Origin of the sequence: Polymorphospora sp. NPDC050346 (assembly GCF_040655695.1) — a bacterium.
GTDB lineage: Bacteria > Actinomycetota > Actinomycetes > Mycobacteriales > Micromonosporaceae > Polymorphospora > Polymorphospora lycopeni.
Genome location: NZ_JBFAKM010000036.1, coordinates 45,036 through 66,310, shown reverse-complemented (window position 1 = coordinate 66,310; position 21,275 = coordinate 45,036). Strand labels below are relative to the sequence as shown.

Annotated in this window: 17 protein-coding genes; 13 read left to right on the top strand and 4 right to left on the bottom strand. The window is 74.6% G+C overall.

Going from position 1 to position 21,275, the window contains the following annotated elements:
* Positions 1-73: 73 nt before the first annotated feature.
* The 11 genes from AB0I42_RS29030 (at position 74) to AB0I42_RS28980 (ending at position 8,741) form a co-directional block, all read left to right on the top strand.
* Positions 74-673 (top strand): CDP-alcohol phosphatidyltransferase family protein, encoded by a 600-nt coding sequence (locus AB0I42_RS29030; RefSeq protein ID WP_357542126.1) that lies wholly within the window; start codon positions 74-76, stop codon positions 671-673.
* The gene (locus AB0I42_RS29025) at positions 670-1,677 is read left to right on the top strand and encodes a DUF881 domain-containing protein (RefSeq protein ID WP_357542124.1); all 1,008 of its coding nucleotides are present in this window, start codon (positions 670-672) and stop codon (positions 1,675-1,677) included. The genes AB0I42_RS29030 and AB0I42_RS29025 overlap by 4 nt, the downstream gene beginning before the upstream one ends.
* Entirely contained in the window at positions 1,677-2,009 is a 333-nt protein-coding gene (locus tag AB0I42_RS29020) for a small basic family protein (protein ID WP_357542122.1), read from the top strand. Before AB0I42_RS29025 ends, AB0I42_RS29020 begins: the two co-directional genes overlap by 1 nt.
* Positions 2,010-2,019: 10 nt before the next feature.
* Positions 2,020-3,189, top strand: a complete 1,170-nt coding sequence (locus AB0I42_RS29015; RefSeq protein WP_357542120.1) for a DUF881 domain-containing protein — start codon at positions 2,020-2,022, stop codon at positions 3,187-3,189.
* A 68-nt stretch (positions 3,190-3,257) separates the two neighbouring features.
* Positions 3,258-3,635, top strand: a complete 378-nt coding sequence (gcvH, locus tag AB0I42_RS29010) for a glycine cleavage system protein GcvH (protein WP_357542118.1) — start codon at positions 3,258-3,260, stop codon at positions 3,633-3,635.
* A 203-nt stretch (positions 3,636-3,838) separates the two neighbouring features.
* Complete coding sequence (locus AB0I42_RS29005; protein ID WP_212818098.1) at positions 3,839-4,288, top strand: FHA domain-containing protein; 450 nt, start codon at positions 3,839-3,841, stop codon at positions 4,286-4,288.
* A gap of 127 nt (positions 4,289-4,415) precedes the next feature.
* Positions 4,416-5,123 carry a MerR family transcriptional regulator gene (locus AB0I42_RS29000; RefSeq protein ID WP_357542175.1) on the top strand — a complete coding sequence of 236 codons (708 nt, stop codon included), beginning with the start codon at positions 4,416-4,418 and terminating at the stop codon, positions 5,121-5,123.
* Positions 5,124-5,307: 184 nt separating this feature from the next.
* The gene (locus tag AB0I42_RS28995; RefSeq protein ID WP_212818100.1) at positions 5,308-5,772 is read left to right on the top strand and encodes a bifunctional nuclease family protein; all 465 of its coding nucleotides are present in this window, start codon (positions 5,308-5,310) and stop codon (positions 5,770-5,772) included.
* Between the two features lie 182 nt (positions 5,773-5,954).
* Positions 5,955-6,560 (top strand): MerR family transcriptional regulator, encoded by a 606-nt coding sequence (locus tag AB0I42_RS28990; RefSeq protein WP_357542116.1) that lies wholly within the window; start codon positions 5,955-5,957, stop codon positions 6,558-6,560.
* 107 nt (positions 6,561-6,667) lie between these two features.
* Positions 6,668-7,378 (top strand): ElyC/SanA/YdcF family protein, encoded by a 711-nt coding sequence (locus tag AB0I42_RS28985; protein ID WP_357542114.1) that lies wholly within the window; start codon positions 6,668-6,670, stop codon positions 7,376-7,378.
* Positions 7,379-7,631: 253 nt separating this feature from the next.
* Positions 7,632-8,741, top strand: coding sequence for a low temperature requirement protein A (locus tag AB0I42_RS28980; protein ID WP_357542112.1), 1,110 nt, complete (start codon positions 7,632-7,634; stop codon positions 8,739-8,741).
* On the opposite strand, the gene AB0I42_RS28975 is transcribed toward AB0I42_RS28980, so the two are convergent.
* Complete coding sequence (locus AB0I42_RS28975) at positions 8,722-9,498, bottom strand: GNAT family N-acetyltransferase (protein ID WP_357542110.1); 777 nt, start codon at positions 9,496-9,498, stop codon at positions 8,722-8,724. The two genes, AB0I42_RS28980 and AB0I42_RS28975, sit on opposite strands and share 20 nt — an antisense overlap.
* A 64-nt stretch (positions 9,499-9,562) precedes the next feature.
* On the opposite strand from AB0I42_RS28975, the gene AB0I42_RS28970 reads away from it, so the two are divergent.
* Positions 9,563-10,309: an alpha/beta hydrolase gene (locus AB0I42_RS28970; RefSeq protein WP_357542108.1), complete on the top strand. Its 747-nt coding sequence runs from the start codon at positions 9,563-9,565 to the stop codon at positions 10,307-10,309.
* Positions 10,310-10,419: 110 nt separating this feature from the next.
* Here AB0I42_RS28970 and AB0I42_RS28965 read toward each other — a convergent pair whose 3' ends face one another.
* The gene (locus AB0I42_RS28965; RefSeq protein ID WP_357542173.1) at positions 10,420-11,667 is read right to left on the bottom strand and encodes an Ig-like domain-containing protein; all 1,248 of its coding nucleotides are present in this window, start codon (positions 11,665-11,667) and stop codon (positions 10,420-10,422) included.
* Between the two features lie 396 nt (positions 11,668-12,063).
* Between AB0I42_RS28965 and AB0I42_RS28960 the strand changes: the two genes are divergently transcribed.
* The gene (locus AB0I42_RS28960; RefSeq protein ID WP_357542106.1) at positions 12,064-13,167 is read left to right on the top strand and encodes a PQQ-dependent sugar dehydrogenase; all 1,104 of its coding nucleotides are present in this window, start codon (positions 12,064-12,066) and stop codon (positions 13,165-13,167) included.
* A gap of 236 nt (positions 13,168-13,403) precedes the next feature.
* Here AB0I42_RS28960 and AB0I42_RS28955 read toward each other — a convergent pair whose 3' ends face one another.
* Positions 13,404-17,858 carry an amino acid adenylation domain-containing protein gene (locus tag AB0I42_RS28955; protein WP_357542104.1) on the bottom strand — a complete coding sequence of 1,485 codons (4,455 nt, stop codon included), beginning with the start codon at positions 17,856-17,858 and terminating at the stop codon, positions 13,404-13,406.
* Positions 17,855-21,265, bottom strand: coding sequence for an amino acid adenylation domain-containing protein (locus AB0I42_RS28950; protein WP_357542102.1), 3,411 nt, complete (start codon positions 21,263-21,265; stop codon positions 17,855-17,857). The genes AB0I42_RS28955 and AB0I42_RS28950 overlap by 4 nt, the downstream gene beginning before the upstream one ends.
* Positions 21,266-21,275: the final 10 nt, after the last annotated feature.

Sequence of the window (21,275 nt, the reverse complement as noted above, 5' to 3'; positions counted from 1 at the left end):
GCGGGCCCGGTGCCGGCGGGTTCGGTGCGTACACCCGACCGCCACGTGCGGGCGGGACGGGGGAGGAGCCACGGTGCCGCGTCCGCCGGCCGTCACCACCCACCGCGTGCTGACCGTCCCCAACCTGATCAGCTTCGTCCGCCTGCTCGGCGTACCGCTCTTCCTCTACCTGTTCCTGGTGCCCCGCGCCGACGTGGCCGCGCTCGTGGTGCTCGCGATCGGCGGCACCACCGACTGGGTCGACGGCTTCGTCGCCCGCCGGCTGCGGCAGGTCAGCCGGCTCGGCGAGCTGCTCGACCCGTTCGCCGACCGGCTCTACATCCTGGCCGTCCTCGTCGCCTTCACCGTGCGCGAGGTGGTGCCCTGGCAGTTCGCCGCCGCACTGCTGGCCCGCGAGGTCCTGCTCGGCGGCTGCCTGCTGGTGCTGCGCCGCTACGGCTACGGCCCGCCGCCGGTGCACTACGTCGGCAAGACCGCCACGTTCCTGCTCCTCGCCGCCTTCCCGGTGCTGCTCCTCGCGGCCACCGTGCCCGCCGCCGCGACGGCCGCGTACGCGATCGGCTGGGGGCTGGCCTGGTGGGGCCTGGTCCTCTACTGGATCGCCGGCGCGCTCTACGTCGTCCAGGCCGCCGGCCTGGTCCGCGCCGCCCGCGCGGACGGCGGCGGGCGATGACCGACCGGGAACCGGGCAAGGAGCCCGACGGCCGCGAGCCCGACGATCGTGGGCCCGACGCCGGCAGGGCCGAGCAGCCGCGGACCTACGCCCCCGACTTCCTGACCCAGTTGTTCCGCACCCCGCTCGATCCCGGCTACGCCGACGCGGCGGCCCGCCGCGCCGAGGTCGGGCCGGTGACCGGCTGGCGGCGCAACACCCGCCGGGCGGTGATGGTCGCCACGATGCTCGTCGTCGGGGTGCTGCTCAGCGTCGCCTACCGGCAGACGATGCACGAGGAGCCCAGCCGCAGCCAGGCCCGCGCCGGCCTGGTCGGACAGATCAGGCAGAGCGAGGCGGACACCGCCGAACTCCAGCGGCGGGCCGAGTCGCTGCGCGCCGAGGTGGCCCGGCAGCGCGCCGCCGCCCTCGACGACCGCGACGCGGCCCGCCTGCGCGAACTCGAGGCGGTGACCGGCCTGGCCCGGGTGCGCGGGGACGGTGTCGTCGTACGGGTCGCCGACGGCCCCGCCGCGGTCGACGCGGTGACCGGTGCCGGTGGCGCCAACCTCGGCCGGGTGCTCGACCGGGACCTCCAGGACATCGCCAACGCCCTGTGGGGGGCCGGTGCCGAGGCGGTGTCGATCAACGGCCAGCGGCTGACGGCGACGTCGACGATCCGGGCGGCCGGCAGCGCCATCCTGGTCGACTTCCGTCCGGTCACCGGCCCGTACGAGGTCTCCGCGATCGGGCCACGGGACATGGACCGCAGGTTCAACGCCAGCGGCGCGGCCCGCCTGCTGCGTGCCGTCGCCGCCGACCACGGCATGTCGTTCGAGGTACGCCGGGTCGACGACCTGGACCTGCCGGCGGCTGGTGAGCCCCGGCTGCGGCACGCCGTACCCTCTCCGTCGGTGAGTCCGACACCGACCTCACCCGGGCCGTCCGGCAGCACCGGGCAGCCCGCCGGCACCCCGTCGCCGTCCGGGGCGGGGCCGTCCACCAGCGCCCCCGGAGGCGGTTGATGATCGCTGTACTCGCCCTGATCGCCGGGGTGCTGCTCGGCCTGATACTCGACCCGACGGTGCCCCCCGCGCTGCAGCCGTACCTGCCGATCGCGGTGGTCGCGGCGCTCGACGCGGTGTTCGGCGGCATCCGGGCCCGGCTCGACGGGATCTTCGACGACAAGCAGTTCGTGATCTCGTTCATCTCCAACGTGCTGGTCGCCGGCGTGATCGTCTACCTCGGGGACCAGTTGGGCGTCGGTGGCCAGTTGTCGACCGGTGTCGTCGTCGTGCTCGGCGTACGGATCTTCGGCAACGTGGCGGCGATCCGGCGACACCTCTTCCGGGCGTAGGTTGGACGCGATGACCGACCATCCCTACACCGGATCCGGCTGGCTGTCCCCGCGCGGTTCGGGGCCGTCCGACGAGCCCACCGTGCCGTTGCGTACCGGCGCGGCCACCCCGCAGCCCGGCACCGGACCGGCCGGGGCGCGGCCCCCGGCCGCCCGGGCGAGCGACGCCGGCGACCCGGCGGCCGACGAGCCGACCGTCCCGCTGCGGCCGGCGGCGGGTACGCCCACCCCGGCGGCGGGCGCGCCGGCCGACGGCGGCGCGGGCGACCCGGACGAGCGGCCCCCGGCGGCACCGGCCGCCGATCCGGCCGGGACCGGCACCACAGGTTCTGCCGCGCCCGGCTCGGAACCGTCCGGTTCCGAACCGCCCGGTTCCGACGTGGCCGGCCCCGGCGACGCGCCGGGCGGTGCCCGGCCGGTGGGCGGGGAGCCGCCGGCCGACGGTCCGGGCGCCACTGCCGGACCGTCCGGCGACGGGGCGCCGAAGCGCGGGATCAGTTCGGCCGGGGCCACGATCGCCGTGCTGCTGTTGCTGCTGGGCTTCACGATGGCCGTGCAGCTCAAGAACAACTCGACCGACTCGGGCCTGACCGCCGCCCGGCAGGAGGACCTGGTCCGCATCCTGTCGGACCTGGAGAACAGCGAGGAGCGGCTGCGGCAGGAGATCGCCGCGCTGGAGGAGAGCCAGCGGCAGCTGAGTTCCGGTGCGGCCGGCCGGGAGGCCGCGCTCGAGGAGGCCACCCGGCGCGGCGACGACCTCGGCATTCTCGCCGGTACCCTGCCCGCGCGCGGCCCCGGCCTGTCGATCCAGTTCTCCGCCGGCGGCCGGCCGGTCAAGGCGTCGGCGATCCTCGACGCGGTGCAGGAACTGCGCGGTGCCGGCGCCGAGGCGATGCAGATCACCGGCGGCGACGGGGCGTCGGTGCGGATCGTGGCGTCGACGTACTTCGTGGAGGCCGACGGGCGGATCGACGTCGACGGCCGGCGGTTGCCCGGACCCCACACGATCACCGTGATCGGTGACCCGCAGACGATGCTGACGGCACTCAACATTCCCGGCGGGGTGGTCGCGTCGGTCACCGGCGACGGCGGTAACGTGACCGTCCAGGAACACGAGGTGGTCGACGTGGCCGCCTTGACTGAACAGACCGACCTGCAGTACGCGCGCCCCGGCACCTGAGCGGCCGGGCGCGACCCGTGCCGGCCCCGGCGCGGCAGACCTGGCCGTTCGACCACGAAGGACGATCCGTGATCCCTGACGAGTTGCGTTACACCGCCGAGCACGAGTGGGTGGCCGGTGCGGACGGCACCGTCCGGGTGGGCATCACCCACTTCGCGCAGGAGGCGCTCGGCGACATCGTCTTCGTCCAGCTGCCGGAGGAGGGTGTGACGGTGGCGGCCGGCGAGTCGTTCGGCGAGGTCGAGTCGACCAAGAGCGTGTCGGAGATCTACGCCCCGCTGTCGGGGCGGGTGGTGGCCCGCAACGAGCGGCTCGCCGAGAACCCCGAGGCGATCAACACGGATCCGTACGGCGACGGGTGGCTGGTCGAGATCGCGCTCGACGACCCGTCGGCGGTCGACGGGCTGCTGACCGCGGCCGCCTACCGGGAGCTGACCGAGAGCTGAGCCGGCTTCGCGCTCCCCGCGCGTCTGGTTGCCCTGTATTTCCGGGCTGGCTACGCTCGCTCAGTCGACCGAGAACCGATAGTTGCGCGTTGCGGAACGCATTCCCGGGCACGGGATAGCTGTCCGCTGGGTCGGTGGCATCCCCCAGCGGGTGCTCCCGGCACACCAGACGCCGACCGAGACAGATCCGTGAGGTGGTCCGCATGACGCGCCCAGACGACGAGTTTCCGCCGCTCGACGTCACGTCGACGCTGAACCTTGGTTCCCTCGACGAAGTGCTCGAGGGGCCCGACGCCGACGTGGTTCCGAGCCGGATGTCCGGGTCGTTGCCGCCGGGCATGGCGCTGCTGGTGGTCCGCCGCGGTCCGAACGCGGGTGCCCGGTTCCTGCTCGACCACGATGTGACGACCAGTGGCCGGCATCCCGACAGTGACATCTTCCTCGACGACGTCACCGTGTCGCGGCGCCACGCCGAGTTCCACCGTGACGGTGGCACGTTCACCGTCCGGGACGTGGGCAGCCTCAACGGGACGTACGTCAACCGGGAGCGGGTCGAGGCGGCGACGCTCAGCAACGGTGACGAGGTACAGGTCGGCAAGTTTCGTCTGGTGTTCATCGCGGGTCCGCGCCCGGAGGAGGCCGGCCGGGGGTGAGGCGGCGCAGCGAGCGTGCTTTCCGGTGGTCCGGGTGGGTGCCGGTCACCGGTCCGGGGAGTGAGGTGATGGCGTGAACGAACGTGCGGTGGCGGCATCTCACCCTGCGCCGCGGGCGCAGCCGCTGATGAGCATCGGCGAGGTCCTGGCGCAGCTACGGGTGGAGTTTCCCGACACGACGATCTCGAAGTTGCGGTTCCTGGAGGCCGAGGGGCTGGTGGAGCCGCAGCGCACCCCGGCCGGCTACCGCAAGTACAGCTGGGACGATGTCGCGCGGCTGCGGTTCGTGCTGACCGCCCAGCGTGACCAGTATCTCCCGCTGCGGGTGATCCGGGAGCAGTTGGCGCAGCGGGAGCGTGAGGACGCCGAGCCGACGGAGCGGCCCCGACCGGCGCTGGTGGCGGTCGGCCCGACCGGTGAGGTGCCGGGGCGCGGCGGCGAGCCGGTGGCGGCGGAGCCGGTCGACGTCCGGCTGACCCGCACCGACCTGCTGTCGCGCGGCGGGATCGAGGAGTCGGTGCTGACCGAGCTGGAGCGCCTCGGCCTGGTGGTGCCCCGGTCGCCGGGGCTGTACGACGCCGACGCCCTGGTGATCGTGCAGGCGGTGGTGGGGCTGGCGGCGTTCGGTCTGGAGCCGCGGCACCTGCGTGCCTACCGGACGTCGGCCGATCGCGAGGTGGGTCTGTTCGCCCAGTTGATCGCGCCGCTGGCCCGGCAGAACGACCCGGCGGCCCGGGCCCGGGCGGCCGAGACGGCGCGGGAGCTGGTGGGGCTGTCGCAGCAGTTGCACGCGGCTCTCGTCCGGACCGGTCTGCGGGCCCCGCTGGGCCGGTGAGCCGGGCCGCTCCCGGCGATGCGCGAAGGTGGGTTGCGACGGGCGTGCCGTAGGCTCTGCGGGGTAAGCGGTGTGGGCGGCGGGAAACGGGCCCGATGCGCGGGAGACGGTCGTCGCGGGGCACGTGTACCGTGCAGGAGAAGTGCCCGGTGCCGGGGAAGCAGACAACGACACGGAGGCGGCGGTGCGCGAGCTGAGCGTGGTCGGGGTTCGGGTGGAACTACCCAGCAACCAGCCGATCGTCCTGCTCAGGGAGGTTGACGGCGACCGCTACCTGCCGATCTGGATCGGTGCGGTGGAGGCCACCGCCATCGCCTACGAGCAGCAGGGGGTCAAGCCGGCCCGGCCGTTGACCCATGATCTGTTGCGCGACATCCTGGCGGCGCTGGAGGCGCCCCTGCGGGCGGTGGAGATCACCGAGTTGAAGGACAACGTCTTCTACGCCGACCTGTTGATCGGTGACGGTCTGCGGGTGTCGGCGCGGCCGAGTGACTCGATCGCCCTGGCGTTGCGGGTGGGGGCGCCGATCCGTTGTACGGACCAGGTGCTGACCGAGGCCGGCATCGTCATCCCGGACGAGCAGGAGGACGAGGTCGAGCGGTTCCGGGAGTTCCTGGAGCAGGTCCGGCCGGAGGATTTCGCCGGCTGACCTGACCGTTCGGCTGATCCGGCCGGCGCCATCCGGACCATACGCGGGGCGTGGTCGCCCATACGCGGCGTGTCGTGGCAAAGCTTGCCCGGCGCCCCTCCTTCTGAGCTATAGGGTTGGCCTGTCGAGGGGTGCACGTCCCGGAAACGACGTGCCACCGCACTGACGGGGAGGGTGTCCGCATGCACGAGTCCCGAGAACCTGAGCCCGGTCCGTCTGATCATCCCGGGGTCGGCGGAGTGCCGGGCGTCGAGATCGCGTTCGACGACGAGTCGGTCGGCTACCGGGGTGTGACGGCGTGCCACGCGGCCGGGATCAGTTACCGGCAACTGGACTACTGGGCGCGTACGCAGCTTGTCGTGCCGAGCGTCCGGGACGCGTCCGGCTCCGGCACCCAGCGGCTCTACTCATTTCGTGACCTGGTCGTTCTCAAGGTCGTCAAGCGGCTGCTCGACGCCGGGGTGTCGTTGCAGAACATCCGCCGGGCGATCGAGGCGCTGCGTTCGCGTGGGGTCGCCGACCTGGCCGGCATCACGCTGATCTCCGACGGGACGACCGTCTACGAATGCCGGTCGCCGGAGGAGGTCGTCGACCTGTTGCAGGGCGGCCAGGGCGTTTTCGGCATCGCGATCGGCGGGGCGTTCAAGGAGATCCAGGGATCGCTGTCGCACCTGCCCGCCGAACCGGCGGCCGGTGCCCGCTCGACCGACGACCTGGCGGACGACCCGGTCGACGAGGCCGGGCACGACGAGCTGGCGGCCAGGCGGGCCCGGCGGCGCGCCGGCTGAGCGGCGCGGACGGCCGCGGGCCGAGCGCCGGCCGGGGGCCGGTTCGCCGGTCCGGTCGGGTGCCCTCCGGGCCGAGCGGCGTGGCCGACGGGCGGCACAATAGGGTCATGATCGACCCTTCGGCCCGGCCCCGTTCCGTTCCCGCACCGTCCCGGCGCCGTCGGTGGATCGTACGGCTGGTGATCGCCGCCGTGGTGGCGGTCGTCCTTGTCGTTCCGGCCGCGGTGGCGGGAAGCGGGAGCTGGATCAGCCGGGCCGCGCGGGGCCACGTGTACGACCTGGAGTCGGTGCCGCCGGCACCGGTCGTTCTGGTGCTGGGAGCGCAGGTGCAGCCCGACGGCCATCCGTCGCAGTTCCTCGCCGCCCGCCTCGATCTGGCCCGGCAACTGTTCGAGCGGGGCACCGTCCGGGCGGTCCTGGTCTCCGGCGACCACGGCCAGCCGGAGTACGACGAGCCGGGCGCGATGCGTCGCTGGCTGGTCGACCACGGCGTCCCCGACGAGAAGGTGGTCCTCGACCACGCCGGCTTCGACACGTACGACTCGTGCCTGCGCGCCAACCGGATCTTCGGGGTCGAGCAGGTGATCGTGGTGACGCAGAGTTTCCACATCGAGCGGGCGGTCGCGGTGTGCCGGGAGGTCGGGCTGGACGCGGTCGGGGTCGGCGACGACTCGGTCAGCCGTTTCGAGCGGGCCTGGCGGTGGGGTTCGTTCCGGGAGCGGTTCGCCGGGGTGAAGGCGGTGTGGGACGTGTACACCCGCCGGGACCCGGTGTTCCTCGGCCCGCGCGAGACCGGCGTGGACGACGCCCTGCGCTGACCACCCCGCGCCGACCGCCCACCCCACGCGTCCCGGCCGGATCGCGCCGGCCAGCAGGCGCGATCAAGGACAAAGCGTGCCCGGTCTGTGCGGATCTGTCGCGCGACTTGTCCTTGATCAACGCGGCCCCCGGTCGGGGAGGCGGGGGAGGGGAATCGGGGGCGGGAGCCGCTTCCGGGGCGGAGACTGGGGCGGTGACGGGCGGGGCGACCGGGCTGATCTGCTGCGCGGGGACGTACGCCAGGTCACGCCGATGGAGCTGTTCTTCGACCTGGTCTACGTCTTCGCCGTCACCCAGCTCACCGACCTGCTGCTGGCGGACCTGACCCCGGCGGGGGCGCTGCGTACCCTGCTGCTGCTCGTCGTGGTGTGGTGGGCGTGGGTCGACACCGCGTGGGTGACCAACTGGTTCGATCCCGGGCGGGCCACCGTACGGCTGATGCTGGTCGCGGTGATGCTGCTCGCGCTGGTCATGTCCGCGACGCTGCCGCAGGCGTACGGCGACCGGGGGTGGTGGTTCGCCGGGGCGTACGTCGCGATGCAGGTCGGCCGGTCGACGTTCGCGGCGGTGGAGAGCCGCGGCCGGCCGGACCTGCGCCGCAACTTCCAGCGGATCACGGCCTGGCGGGCCGCGTCGGGGGTGCTGTGGCTGGCCGGGGCGTTCGCCGACGGGCCGTCGCGGGTGGCGCTGTGGACGGTCGCGGTCGTGGGGGAGTACTTCGCGGCGGCGTCGGGGTTCTGGATCCCGGGCTGGGGGCGGTCGACGCCGGCGGACTGGCGGATCAGCGGCCGGCACCTGGCCGAGCGCTGCCAGTTGTTCATCATCATCGCGCTGGGCGAGTCGATCCTGGTGACCGGTGCCGCCTTCGCCGGGCTGCGGTTCGAGCCCGCCGCCGTGGCCGCGTTCGCGGCGGCGTTCCTCGGCAGCGTCGCGTTGTGGTGGGTGTATTTCGGCCGGGTCGCCGAGGCGGCCGGCGGGGTCATCGACCGGGTACGGGAGCCGGGCCGGCTGGGCCGCTCCGCCTACACGTACGGCCACCTGCCGATCGTCGCCGGCATCATCGTGACCGCCGTCGGTGACAAGCTGACCCTCGCCGGGCCGACCGGCCGGAGCGACCTCGCCGTCGTCGTGACGGTGCTGGGCGGCCCGGCGCTGTTCCTGGCCGGGCACGCGCTGTTCAAGCGGGTGGTGTTCGGGCACCCGTCGCGGGACCGGCTGGTGGCCGTGGCCGTGCTCGTGCTGCTGGCGCCGCTGGGGCTGCTGGTGCCACCGTTGCCGCTGTCGTTGCTGGCGACGCTGGTGCTGGCCGGGGTGGCGGTGTGGGACACCCGGCTGGCCGGCGTCAGGGCCGGCGGGCGGTGAACGTGTGCTCGGCGTACCGGGCCGCCACGGTGAAGCCGAGCCGGGCGTAGACGGCGCGGGCGGCGGCGTTGTCGGCCCGTACGTTGAGGGTGACGTGGTCGACCGAGTCGGCCAGCCGGCGGCAGAGCGCCGCGACGACCGCGGTGGCCAGCCCGGTGCCGCGGGCCCGCGGGTGGGTGGTGACGTTGCCCAGGGCGGCGACCCGGTAGACCGGCGACCACACGTGCACCCCGGCCACGGCGAGCAGTTCGCCGTCGCGGCGCAGCCCGACGTAGTGGCCGGTGTCGAGCATCCTCGGGTCGAACCAGTTGTCCGGGTATGCGGTCGCGTACAGCCGGGTCAGGTCGGGCAGGTCGGCGCGGGTCAGGACGTCGCCGGCCGGTCGCGCTTCGGCCAGCCGTACGGGGTCGGTCAGCGCCATCTTCAGGTGCGGGCCGTGGTCGTGGCCGGTGAACCGGGGGTGCAGCGCGGTCTCGGCGCCGGGGGACAGGTGGGCGTCGAAGTGCGCCGGGAGCAGCGGCGCCAGCCCGTGCAGCAGGTCGGTGAGCTGGTCGGTGCCGTCGTCGGGGTGCAGGGCGAGCACGGTCGGCACCGCGCCGCCGTGGTAGACCAGCGCGACCGCGTCGGCCCGCCGGTACCAGGTCGTGTACGGCCAGAAGAAGTCGTCGAGGTCGCCGAGCTGGTACGCGTACAGGGCGGGGTGGCGGGCCAGCAGGCCGGCCAGTTCGGTGCGGTCGTGGACGCTGCGTACCGGCATCCGGCCATGATCACACGCCGGTCGGCGGGCGCGCGGTCCGGCCCGCGGTGGCAGACTGCTCGGCATGGTCCACGAGGTACGTGTCCGCGGCGGCGGGAGCGGGCACCGGGTGCTCCTGCTGCTGCACGGGATGGGCGCCACGGGCGCGGTCTGGGAGGGCTGGCGTACGCCGCTGGCGAGCGGGTGGCCGGGCCGGTGGCTGGCTCCCGACCTGCCGGGCCACGGTCGTGCGGCGCCGCTTTCCGGATACCCGTATCCGGCCGTGGCGGCCGAGGTCGCCGCCGCGCTCGGACCCGGTGACCGGGTCGTCGTGCTCGGCCACTCGTACGGCGGGGTGGTCGGCCTGGCGCTGGCCGGCGCCGGGGTCGGGGTCGAGGCCGTCGTCGCGCTGGGCGTGAAGGTCACCTGGACGCCTGACGAACTGGCGCGGATGACGGCGCTGGCCGACCGGCCGGTCACCTGGTTCCCGTCGCGGGCCGAGGCCGCCGCCCGTTACCTGCGGGTCTCCGGGCTGGCCGGGCTCGTCGACGAGGCGGGCCCGGCCGTCGACGCCGGCCTGGTCGAGCGGGACGGCCGGTGGCGGCTGGCGATGGACCCGGCCGCCTTCGCCGTCGACGCGCCGGACATGCCGGCCCTGCTCGCCGGCTGCCGGGCGCCGGTGGTGCTGGCGCGCGGCGAGCACGACCCGATGGTCGGCGACGCCGAACTCGCCGCGCTCGGCGCCCCCACCGCGACCCTGGCCGGGCTGGGGCACAACGCGCACGTGGAGGACCCGGCGGCGGTGCTCGACCTGCTCGCCCCGTACCGGTGAGTGGGCCGGGCCCCGGACGCCGTTCCCACATCGGTGTGGGAGGTGTCCGGGGCCCGGCCCTGGCGCCGGTGGGGCGGCGCCGTCAGCGCGGCCGCCGTGCGGTACGGCCCTCAGTCACCGACCCCGGCGGGGGTCGGGGTCGCCGGGGCGGCCGGGGTGGGCGGGCCGGCGGGTGGCGCGCCGGCCACCGGGGCGCCGGGGTTGGCCGCCTGTTCGCCGGCCGGGCGCAGGTCCGGTGGCACCGGAAGCGCGCTGCCCTTGACGTACTCGTCCCAGGTCATGTTCCAGGCGGTCCAGCCGTTGCCGGGGTCGAGTGTGACCTCGGTGCCCTTGATGGTGACCAGGTCGCCGACGTTGGTGTTCTTCATGAGCCAGTCGGCGTTGGCGTTGGAGACGTTGGTGCAGCCGTGCGAGACGTTGCGCTCGCCCTGGTCGCCGACGGACCACGGCGCGGCGTGGATGAACTCGCCGCCCCAGGTGAGCCGCTGGGCGTCGTTGACCTGGACCACGTAGCCGCCGTTCGGGTCGCCACGGGTGTCGAAGACCGTCGTCTCGAACTTCTCCATGATCACCATCTTGCCGCTGGACGTCGGTGTGCTCGGCTTGCCCATGCTCACCGGGATCTTCTTGACCAGCTGGTTGTCCTTGAAGACCGACATCTCCTTGGTCGCGTTGTCGATCTCCATCGTGACGTGGTCGCCGACGGTGGCCGAGGCCGTGCGGTCGGCGTCGCCGTGACCGTTCTTGCCCATCGGCACGCCGGTCAGCGCCGACCGTACGCTGATCTTGGTCCCGGTCTTCCAGAAGTCCGGGGCCCGGTAGTAGACCTGCCGGCCGGACTCGTCCCAGTGCCAGGCGCCCGGCTGCGGCGGGTCGGTGGTGACGAACAGACGCTTCTGTACGTCGGCCCGCGACTCCTTGGGGATGCCGGGGTCGAACGCCACCGTCACCGGCATCGCGACGCCGTACGTCATGTTGTTCTGGAAGTAGAGCGTGCTCTGCTGGAGCTTGGTCGGCTTGGCCATCGTGGTGAACGCGCTCGACCAGGTGCTCGTCTGCCCGGTGTCGTTGGCGGCCGTGACCTGCACCGAGTACGCCTGCTTGGGATTCAGCGGGCGGTTCGGTATCCAGGACGTGCCGTCGTCACGCATCGCGCCGTCGACCGCGGCCCCCTTGCTGTCGCTGAGCGTCACGCCGGTGATCTTCCCGCCGGAGACCGCCAGGCCGACCTCGGCACTGAGCGGGACGTCGCGGGCGTCGACCGCGGGGGTGACGGCCAGTGTGGGTGGTGGTGGCGGTGCCTGCTGTGCGGACTTCGACTCGGTCCGGCTCGTGCAACTCGACAGGATGAGTGGCAGGGCGGCGGCGACGACGATCACCGGCCCTGCGGTGCGTTGCCGTACTCTCACGATCTCCACCTCGTTCCCTCGATCATGAGTCACATTCTGTAACGGTCTGATCGCGGTCGAGTCGCTTCATGGTGGACCCGCAAACTCTCCGTAATGCCCCTTTGGTCCCAATGCTCCGCATTAACTCAGGTGGCTCACCATCCCCCTCCGTCCCGTGCGGGTGGACCCGTCGCTCGCGTCGGCCGCCTGTTCCGTCCGGCGGTCCCGGCCCGGGTGTCGTCGGCGGAAAAGCGGCATCGTCGGGATGCGTGCCGGTTGAGCTGTCCGTATCCTCGAGATGGCATCGATGGATGCCGATAGATGATCCGGTTGCCTTTCCGATCTCCCACCCTCCGAGGAGAAGGCATGAGAATCGTCCGAACCACGTCGTACGCGGCCGCCCTGCTGGCCGCCGTCATGGTGCTCACGTCGGCCGCCCCGGCGAGCGCCGCCCCGGCGAGCGCCGCCCCCGCCCGCGACCCCGGCCACGGCGCGTCGATCCTGGCCGTGCCGCAGACCCCGACCACGCTGACCAGCGGCCTGACCATCCCCTGGGACGTCTGCTGGCTCCCCGGCGGCGCGGCGGCGCTGGTCACCGAACGCAACAGCGGCCGGGTCTACCGGCTCACCCCCGCCGGAGTACGGACCCTGCTCGGCACCGTGCCCGGCGTGCTCGCCGGCGGCGAGGGCGGCCTGCTCGGCTGCGCCGTGTCACCCACCTGGAACGGCGGCACCGACCGGGACGTCTTCTTCATGCACACCAGCAGCAGCGACAACCGGGTCGTGCGGATGGCCTACACCGGCGGCAGCAGCCTGACCGCCGGCTCGACGCCGATCCTCACCGGCATCGTCCGCGCCTCGACCCACAACGGCGGCCGGCTCAAGTTCGGCCCCGACGGCAACCTCTACGTCACCACCGGCGACGCCCAGCAGACCAACCTGGCGCAGAACCCGTCCTCGCTCAACGGCAAGATCCTGCGGATCACCCGTACCGGCGCCGCCGCCCCCGGCAACCCGACCGCCGGCAGCCGGGTCTACAGCCTCGGCCACCGCAACCCGCAGGGCATCTCGTGGGACTCCGCCGGCCGGCTGTGGGCGGCCGAGTTCGGCCAGAACACCTGGGACGAGATCAACCTGATCCTGCCCGGCCGCAACTACGGCTGGCCGGTCTGTGAGGGAACCTGCGGCAACCCGGCGTACGAGAGCCCGAAGTGGCAGCGCAGCACCGCCGAGTGCTCGTGCAGCGGCCTGGCGATCGTCGACGGCGCGATCTACCTCGGCGCGCTGCGCGGCCAGCGGCTGTGGCGGCTCGAACTGAGCGGCACCAGCATCGGCGCGTCGTCGGTGTACTGGCAGGGCACGTACGGCCGCATCCGCGCGGTGGAGAAGGTGCCGGGCACCAACGCCATCTGGTTCACCACCTCCAACGGCAACGGCACCGACACCGTCCGCCGCTCCACGATCGCCTGACCCGGTCCGCCCCGCCCGCCCCGCCGCCCTGTCCGCCGCTCCGCCCACCCTGTCCGCCCGCCGCTTCGCTCGCCCCGTCCACCCCGCCCCGCCGGTCCGCGGCGTTGCCCGCCGCGTTGATCAAGGACTTGTTGTCAAGATCTTGACCGGGTTCGTCTGTTACATCCCCTTGATCAACGCGGCGGGGCGCGGCGGGCGCGGGGCGGTCGGGCGGCGGGGCGGGGGCCGTGCCCCCGCTACGGCCGTTGCAGGGTGTCGAGGTAGCGGTTCAGGAGGGTGGTGGGGGAAGGAGGGGCGGGGATGCCGGCCGCCGTCGTCGACCGTCGAGTGTCGGTGCAGTCGAACAGCGGGTGGTCGCGTGGACCGTCCTCCTCCGGCAGCGTCGGCACGAACGGGCCGAGCGCCACCCCGGCCCCGGCCCGCACCACCTCGGCCCGCCACTGCCGGTACGGCAGCAGCCGTACCGGACGGCCGAGTCCGCGCAGCACCTCCGTGATCGCCGGATACGACAGCCCCGGCGTGTAGTAGTGCCGGTCGCCGGCCAGCGCGTCCGGCCGCCGCGACAGTCCGCCGATCGCCGCCGCCACCAGGTCGACCGGTGCCATGTCCTCGTCGTACCCCAGTTCCGGCACCGCACCGACGTCGACGAAGGTCCGCAGCAGTCGGCTGAAGTAGTCGTCGTCGTTGCCGGCGCCGGTGCGGCTGTCGCCGGTGATCCGCGCCGGCCGGTGCACCGACACCGGCAGGCCCCGTTCCCGCGCGGCCCGGACCAGCCGGTCGGCGACCCACTTGCTCTCGTTGTAGCCGCCGTGCAGGCCGTCCGGCTCGTCCGGCGGCACCGCCTCGGTCACGGTCCGTGACGCGTACGCCGGGCACAGGTAGACGCCGAGCGTCGACACGTGGTGCACCGCCTTCGGTCGCCCCCGGGACGCCAGCCGCAGCACCTCCACGGTCCCGGCGACGTTGGCCGGCGCCAGCCGCTCGTACGGCTGTACGAAGTGGACGGTGCCGCCGTTGTGCAGCACCACGTCGACCCGGTCGGCGAGCGCGTCGAAGTCCCGCGCGCCCAGCCCGAGCCGGGGCGCGGCGAGATCACCGGTGACCGGGACGATCCGGGCCGGGTACGCCGGCCGCCAGAGCCCGTACCGGCGCAGGTTCGCCTCGATCCGGGCCACCGCGGCGGCCTCGGACCCGGCCCGGACCAGGCAGTACACGTCGGCGGTGGTGTGCCGCAGCACGTCGTCGAGCAGGTGTGCGCCGAGGAACCCGGTCGCGCCGGTCAGCAGCACCCCGGCCGGGTCGGCCGCCGGGACGTACCGGCCGGCGGGGCGTATGTCGTCGGGCAGGTCCGCCTCGGCGCGCAGGTCGACCCGCCGCGGTGCCGGGGCCGCCGGGACCGCGCCGGTGTCGGCCGCGCCGGTGTCGGCCGCGCCGGTGTCGGCCACGGCGGCGTCGACCAGGGCGGCGAACGTGTCCAGCCGCGGCGCCTCGAACAGCGCCCGCAGCGGCAGCCGGGTGCCGAACCGCCGGTTCACCTCGCTGAGCACCGGCGCCGCCAGCAGCGAGTGCCCGCCCAGGTCGAAGAAGCCGTCGGCGACCCCGACCCGGTCGCGGCCCAGCGCCCGCGCCCACACCCGCGCCACCGTGACCTCGGCGGGGGTGCGCGGGGCGACGTACGGCGGCCCGTCGTCCGGGACCTCGGCGGGCAGCCGGTCGTGGTCGACCTTGCCGTGCGCGGTCAGCGGCAGCCGGGGCAGTGCGGTGAACGTCGCCGGGACCAGGTATTCCGGCAGCCGCGCCCGCAGGAAGGCGCGCAGGTCGTCGGCGTCCGGCGCCGCTCCGCGCGGTACGACGAAGGCGGCCAGCCGCTGCCCGCGGGCCACGACGACCGACCGGGCGACGGCCGGGTGCCCGTCGAGGACCGCCTCGATCTCGGCCGGTTCGATCCGGTGCCCGCGGATCTTCAACTGCCGGTCGACCCGGCCGAGGAACTCGAGCTGGCCGTCCGGCCCGACCCGGGCCAGGTCACCGGTGCGGTAGAGGCGCGCGCCGGGGACGGCCGAGAACGGGTCGGGTACGAACGCGGTGGCGGTCAGGTCGGGCCGGCCCAGGTAGCCGCGGGCCAGGCAGTCGCCGCCGAGGTGCAGTTCGCCGGGGGCGCCGTACGGCGCCGGCCGCATCCGCCGGTCCAGCACGTACGCCCGCACGTGCGGCAGCGGCCGGCCGACCGGCAGGTGCCCGCCGGGGGCGTACCCGTCGGCGGGACCGGCGGACCGCAGCACGGTGGCGCACACCGTCGCCTCGGTCGGCCCGTAGTGGTTGTAGAACGTGGTCCGGCCGCCGGTCAGCCGGTGCCAGGTGTCGAGCTTGTCGGCCGACACCCGCTCGCCGCCGACCATCATCACCGTCAGCGGCAGGTCGGCGGGGACCTCGTGGCCGGCGAGGTCGTCGACCCAGCGCTGCCACAGCGCCGCCGGGGCGTCGACGGCGGTGATCCGCTCGGCCACGCACAGGTCGAGCAGCGCCGGCCCGGTGAGCGCCGCCGGGTCGGGGTGCACCAGCAGCGCCGCGCCGCTGATCAGGGCCGGGAACACGTCACCGACGGAGGCGTCGAAGGTCAGTGGCGGGATCATCAGGATGCGCTGGCCAGGCCCGAACGCGTGGACGTCGCGGAACGAGGTCGCCAGGGCGGTCAGCGTACGGTGGGTCACCATCACGCCCTTGGGCCGGCCGGTCGAACCCGACGTGTAGACGACGTACGCGAGATCGTCCGGCCGCCGTTCGCGCTCCGGGCCGGCGTCGTCGGCCGTACCGCCGGTGTCCGTGACATCGACGAAGGTGACCGGCAGCCCGGCCAGCCGCTCCCGGCCGGCCGCGTCGCCGACCAGGACCGTCGCCCCGGCGTCGGCGAGCAGCCCGCCGACCCGGTCGACCGGGTGGCCCGGATCGAGTGGCAGGTAGGCGCCGCCGGCCCGCAGGATCGCCAGCAGCGCGACGATGCCGTCCGGCCCGGCCCGCAACGCCATCCCGACCGGCGTCCGCCCGCCGACGCCGGCCGCCCGCAGCCGTCGGGCCAGCCGGTCGGCCCGCGACAGCAGGTCGCCGTACGTCAGCTCCTGGCCGTCGCCGGTCACCGCCGGCGCGTGCGGGGTCCGGCCGGCCTGCGCCGCGATCAGGTCGTCGACGTATCCGGCCGGGGCGGCGGACGCGGGGCCGGCCGCCGGGGACAGCCCGGAGCGCAGCAGTTCCAGGTCGGCGGGGGTGTGCAGGGCGAGGTCGCCGAGCCGCAGGTCGGGGGTGTCGACCAGCGCGGTCAGGGCCAGCTCCAGGTGGGCGGCCAGCCGGGCGACGGTCGCCGGGGTGAACAGTTCGGCGTCGTAGTCGAGCTGGCCGGCGAGCGGCCCGGCGCCGTCGACCATCAGCAGCGTCAGGTCGAAGCGGGCGGTGCCGCCGCCGAGCCCGGCCGGCGCCACGGTCAGGCCGCCGCCCGGTGCCGGCGGCCGCTTCGCCCCCGGCCCGCCGTTGAGCACGAACATCACCTGGAACAGCGGCTGCCGGCCGGCGCCCCGGTCCGGCCGGACCAGTTCGGCGACGCGTTCCAGCGGCACGTCGCGGTGCCCGAGCCCGCCGAGGCCGGTCTGCCGGACCCGGCGCAGCACCTCGCGCAGCGTCGGTTCGCCACCCAGGTCGGTGCGCAGCGCCAGGGTGTTGACGAACATGCCGACCATCGACTCGAGTTCCGGCAGCGACCGGTTGGCCGCCGGTACGCCGACGACGAGGTCGTCCTGGCCGCTGTGCCGGGCCAGCACGATCTTGAACGCGGCCAGCAGCACGGTGAACGTGGTGCAGTCCTCGCGCTGGCGCAGCGCCTCGACCGCCGCGGTGAGCCGGCCGGACAGCCGGAACGGGTGGCTGCCGGCCGGTGACCGTGGCCGGTCCGGCCGGGGCCGGTCGGTCGGCAGGTCGAGGTGGGCCGGGGCACCGGCGAGCCGCTCCCGCCAGTACGCCTCCTGGCCGGCGACGACACCCGGGTCACGCTCGCCGAGCCACCGTACGTAGTCGGCGTACTGCACCGGCAGCGGCGGCAGGTCCGGGGCGCGGCCGGCGGCCAGGGCGACGTACCCGGCCATCAGGTCGGCGAACAGCACCCCGGCCGACACGTCGTCGCAGACGATGTGGTGGAACGTGAGCAGCAGCACGTGGTCGTCGGCGGCCAGCCGGACCAGGACGGCCCGCACCAGCGGCGCCTCCCGCAGGTCGAACGGGCGGCCGAGTTCGTACCCGGCCAGCCGGCGCAGCCGGCTGTCGCGGGTCGCGGCCGGCAGGTCGCCCAGGTCGACGACCGGCAGCGGTACGACGGCGCGCGGGTCGGTGGCGGCCAGGATCTGCTGCACCGGGTGGCCGTCGTGGTCGGTGAACCGGGTCCGCAGCGGCTCGTGCCGGCGCACCAGCAGCCGCAGCGCCCCGGCCAGCGCGTCCGGGTCGACCGGCCCGGTGAGCCGGTGCGCGCCACCCATCAGGTAGGTCGAGTCGCCGACGCCGAGCCGGTCGAGGAACCAGATCCGCTGCTGCGCCGGGGACAGCGGCAGGTCCCCGCCGCGGTCACCGGGCCGGATCGCCTGCGTGCCGGCGACCTCGATACCGCGCCGGGCGAGCAGGACGGCCAGCAGCTGGTCGGTCGACGCGGTCACCGACCGCCCTCCTCGGCGAGCATGAGTTCCACTGCCTCGGGCGACATCGACTCGATCTGCGCCCGCAGTTCGGCGACCGCCGCGACCTGGCCGGGCACCGGTTCGAGGTCGGCCAGCGCGGCGGCCAGACCGGCCACGGTCGGTGCCTCGAACAGGGCCCGGGTCGGCGCCTCCAGCTGGAAGTACGCCCGTACCCGGGCCAGCACCCGCTCGGCGAGCAGCGAGTGCCCGCCGAGGGCGAAGAAGTCGGCGTCGACACCGATCGGCCGCACGTCGAGGACCTCCTCCCAGATCCGGACGACGGCCGCCTCGACGAGGTCGCGCGGGGCGATGTACGGGGTGGCGTCGGCCGCGCCCCAGTCGGGTGCCGGCAGCGCCCGCCGGTCGACCTTGCCGTTCGGGGTCAGTGGCAGCGCGTCGAGGACGACCAGGGTCGCCGGCACCATGTACCCGGGCAACCGGGCGGCCAGGCCGGGCTGGACGGCGGTCCACAGCGCCGCCGGGTCGGCGCCGGGGTCGTCGGCGACGGCGTACCCGACCAGGCGGGCGTCGCCGTCTTCGGTGCCGTGCCAGGCGGTCACCGCCGCGTCGCGGACGCCGTCCTGCGCCCGCAGCGCCACCTCGATCTCGCCGAGCTCGACCCGGAAGCCACGCACCTTCACCTGGTGGTCGCCGCGGCCGAGGAACTCCAGCCGCCCGTCCGGCAGGTAGCGGGCCAGGTCGCCGGTGGCGTACAGGCGGCCGCCCGGCGTGTCGCCGAACGGGTCCGGCACGAAGCGTTCGGCGGTCAGCGCGGGCCGGTCCCGGTAGCCGCGGGCCAGGCCGAGCCCGCCGATGTGGACCTCGCCGGCGACGCCGACCGGCACCGGCTGGCCCCGGCCGTCGAGCAGGTGGATGCGGGTGTTGTCGATCGGCGGCCCGATGGCGATCGGCCCGTCGCCGGGCTCGACGACACCGGCCGCCGACCACACCGTCGTCTCGGTCGGGCCGTACACGTTCCACAGCTGGCCGCCGGCCAGCTCCGCGGCCAGGTCGCGGGAGAACGCCTCGCCGCCGCACAGCCGGTGCCGTACGCCGGCCGGCACCCCGCCGGCGGACAGCAGCATCCGCCAGGTCGCCGGGGTGGCCTGCAACACCGTCGCCCGGTCCCGTTCGGCCCGCGCCCGCAGCGCCGCCCCGTCGACCACCTCGGTGGAGGTGGCGACCAGCACCCGGGCCCCGCAGACCAGCGGCAGCAGCAGTTCGAGCACGGAGATGTCGAACGACAGCGTGGTGACGGCGAGCAGCCGGTCGTCGCCGGTGAGGCCGAGCCCGTCGCGGAACGACAGCAGCAGGTTGGCGACCGCGCCGTGGGTGACCTCGACGCCCTTGGGCCGGCCGGTGGACCCGGAGGTGTAGATGACGTACGCGAGCTGGTCGGCGCGCGGCGGCGTGCCCGTGGGCACGACGTCACCGGGGGCGGCGTCCGGCCCGTCGTCGAGGCAGACCACGCCGGGGCCGGCGCACAGGTCGGGCAGCCGGTCCCGGACCGACCGCTGGGTCACCAGCACGTCCACGCCCGCGTCGTCGACCATCAGCCGCAGCCGGTCCGCCGGGAACGCCGGGTCCAGCGGCACGTACGCGCCGCCGGCCCGCCACACGCCGAGCATCGCGACCAGCATCGCCGCCGACCGGTCCAGGCAGATCCCGACCGGGGTCTCCGGTCCGACCCCGCGCCCGCGCAGCAGCGCGGCGAGCCGGTCGGCGCGGGCGTCGAGTTCCCGGTACGTCAGCTCGCCCCCGGCGTCACCGACCGCGACCGCGTCCGGGGTGCGGGCGCACGAGGCGGCGAACAGCTCGGTGAAGCCGGCCGCCGCCATCTCGCGCGCCGGCCCCTGCCAGTCGGACAGGGCGCGTCGCCGCTCGTCGTCGGTGAGCAGCGGCACGTCGCCGAGCGGCCGGGCCGGGTCGGCGACCACGGCGGCGAGCAGTTGCCGGAAGTGCCCGGCGAACCGGTCGACGTCGGGCGCGTCGAAGACCTCGGTGCGGTAGGAGAAGGTGAGTTCCAGCCCGCCGTCGGGCTGCGGCACCCCGACCAGGGTCAGGTCGAAGAGCATGTCGTCGAGCTGGCTGTCCCACCACGACACCGCCAGGCCTGGCCACGCCGACGGGCCGCCGCCGGTGAAGTTGTGCAGGATCACCGCGGTCTGGAAGAACGGGTGCCGGTCGGCGTCCCGGCGCGGCGCCAGGTCCTGCACGACCGTGTCGAACGGCACGTTCTGGTGGGCGAAGCCGTCGATGACGGCCCGCCGTACCCGGCCGGCGGTCTGCGCGAACGTCAGGTCGGGGTCGACGTCGGTACGCATCGCGATCGGGTTGGCGAAGTAGCCGATCAGCGGTTCCAGCTCCACGTGGGTACGGGCCGCGACCAGGGTGCCGACGGTGACGTCCCGCTGCCCGGTGTAGCGGGCCAGCAGCGCCTTGAACGTGGTGAGCAGGGTGACGAACGGGGTGGTGCCGCGCGCCCCGCCGGCCGCCGTACGCAGCCCCTCGACCAGGTCCGGGCCGATCGTCAGGTGCACCTTCGCGCCGCCGGCACGGGCCGGTCCGGCGTGCTTGCGGGCGATCGGCAGGTGCGCGTCGGCCCGGGGCGCCGCCAGGTGCTCGCGCCAGTACGCCAGCCCCGGCGAAAGGGCGCCGCCGGCCGTGCCGTCGTGCTGCCACTGCGCGTAGTCGGCGTACTGGACCGGCAGCTCGGGCAGGGGCGGGGTGCCGGTGCCGCCGTCGATCCGCCACGCGTAGAGGGCGGCGAGTTCGCGCAACGCGTTGCCGATCGACCAGCCGTCGATCGCGATGTGGTGGCTGGTCGCCAGCAGCACGTGGTCGTCGTCGGCGAGCCGGAACAGCGATGCCCGCAGCACCGGTCCGGCGGCCAGGTCGAACGGCACCGCGAAGGCGTCCCGGGCCAGTTCGCGGGCCCGGTCCTCGCGCCCGTCGGCCGGCAGGTGCCGCAGGTCGACCTCGGTCACCGGGACGTCGCCGGTCGGCCGGACCACCTGGCGGGGCTCGCCGTCGACGCCGACGTAGACGGTGCGCAGCACCTCGTGCCGGGCGACCAGGTCGCGCAGCGCCGCCCGCAGCGCGCCGACGTCGAGGGTGCCGGTGAGCCGCTGTGACATGGCGACGTGGAACGACGGGTCGGCCGGGTCGTACTGGGCGGCCAGCCACATCCGCTGCTGCCCGGACGAGCAGGCGAAGCTCTGCTCGCCCCCGGTGCGGGGTACCCGCGGGATGGCCGGCTCGGCGGCGCTGCCCAGGCCGAGCTGGGCCAGCCTGCGGGCCAGGAGTTCCTGGCGCTGCGGTGACAGGGCGGCCACGCCGCCGTGGCCGGGTCGGTCCGCGCCCGCCGGGGTGGTGGTGGTCGGCATGGGACGGCCT

What these genes read in the sequence shown, in the direction of transcription:
- AB0I42_RS29015 (WP_357542120.1), top strand. Translation starts at nt 2,020, where the DNA reads ATGACCGACCATCCCTACACCGGATCCGGCTGGCTGTCCCCGCGCGGT.
- AB0I42_RS28950 (WP_357542102.1), bottom strand. Translation starts at nt 21,265, where the DNA reads ATGCCGACCACCACCACCCCGGCGGGCGCGGACCGACCCGGCCACGGC.
- AB0I42_RS28960 (WP_357542106.1), top strand. Translation starts at nt 12,064, where the DNA reads ATGAGAATCGTCCGAACCACGTCGTACGCGGCCGCCCTGCTGGCCGCC.
- AB0I42_RS28975 (WP_357542110.1), bottom strand. Translation starts at nt 9,498, where the DNA reads ATGCCGGTACGCAGCGTCCACGACCGCACCGAACTGGCCGGCCTGCTG.
- AB0I42_RS29020 (WP_357542122.1), top strand. Translation starts at nt 1,677, where the DNA reads ATGATCGCTGTACTCGCCCTGATCGCCGGGGTGCTGCTCGGCCTGATA.
- AB0I42_RS28970 (WP_357542108.1), top strand. Translation starts at nt 9,563, where the DNA reads ATGGTCCACGAGGTACGTGTCCGCGGCGGCGGGAGCGGGCACCGGGTG.
- AB0I42_RS28990 (WP_357542116.1), top strand. Translation starts at nt 5,955, where the DNA reads ATGCACGAGTCCCGAGAACCTGAGCCCGGTCCGTCTGATCATCCCGGG.
- AB0I42_RS29025 (WP_357542124.1), top strand. Translation starts at nt 670, where the DNA reads ATGACCGACCGGGAACCGGGCAAGGAGCCCGACGGCCGCGAGCCCGAC.
- AB0I42_RS28985 (WP_357542114.1), top strand. Translation starts at nt 6,668, where the DNA reads ATGATCGACCCTTCGGCCCGGCCCCGTTCCGTTCCCGCACCGTCCCGG.
- AB0I42_RS29005 (WP_212818098.1), top strand. Translation starts at nt 3,839, where the DNA reads ATGACGCGCCCAGACGACGAGTTTCCGCCGCTCGACGTCACGTCGACG.
- AB0I42_RS29000 (WP_357542175.1), top strand. Translation starts at nt 4,416, where the DNA reads ATGAGCATCGGCGAGGTCCTGGCGCAGCTACGGGTGGAGTTTCCCGAC.
- AB0I42_RS28980 (WP_357542112.1), top strand. Translation starts at nt 7,632, where the DNA reads ATGGAGCTGTTCTTCGACCTGGTCTACGTCTTCGCCGTCACCCAGCTC.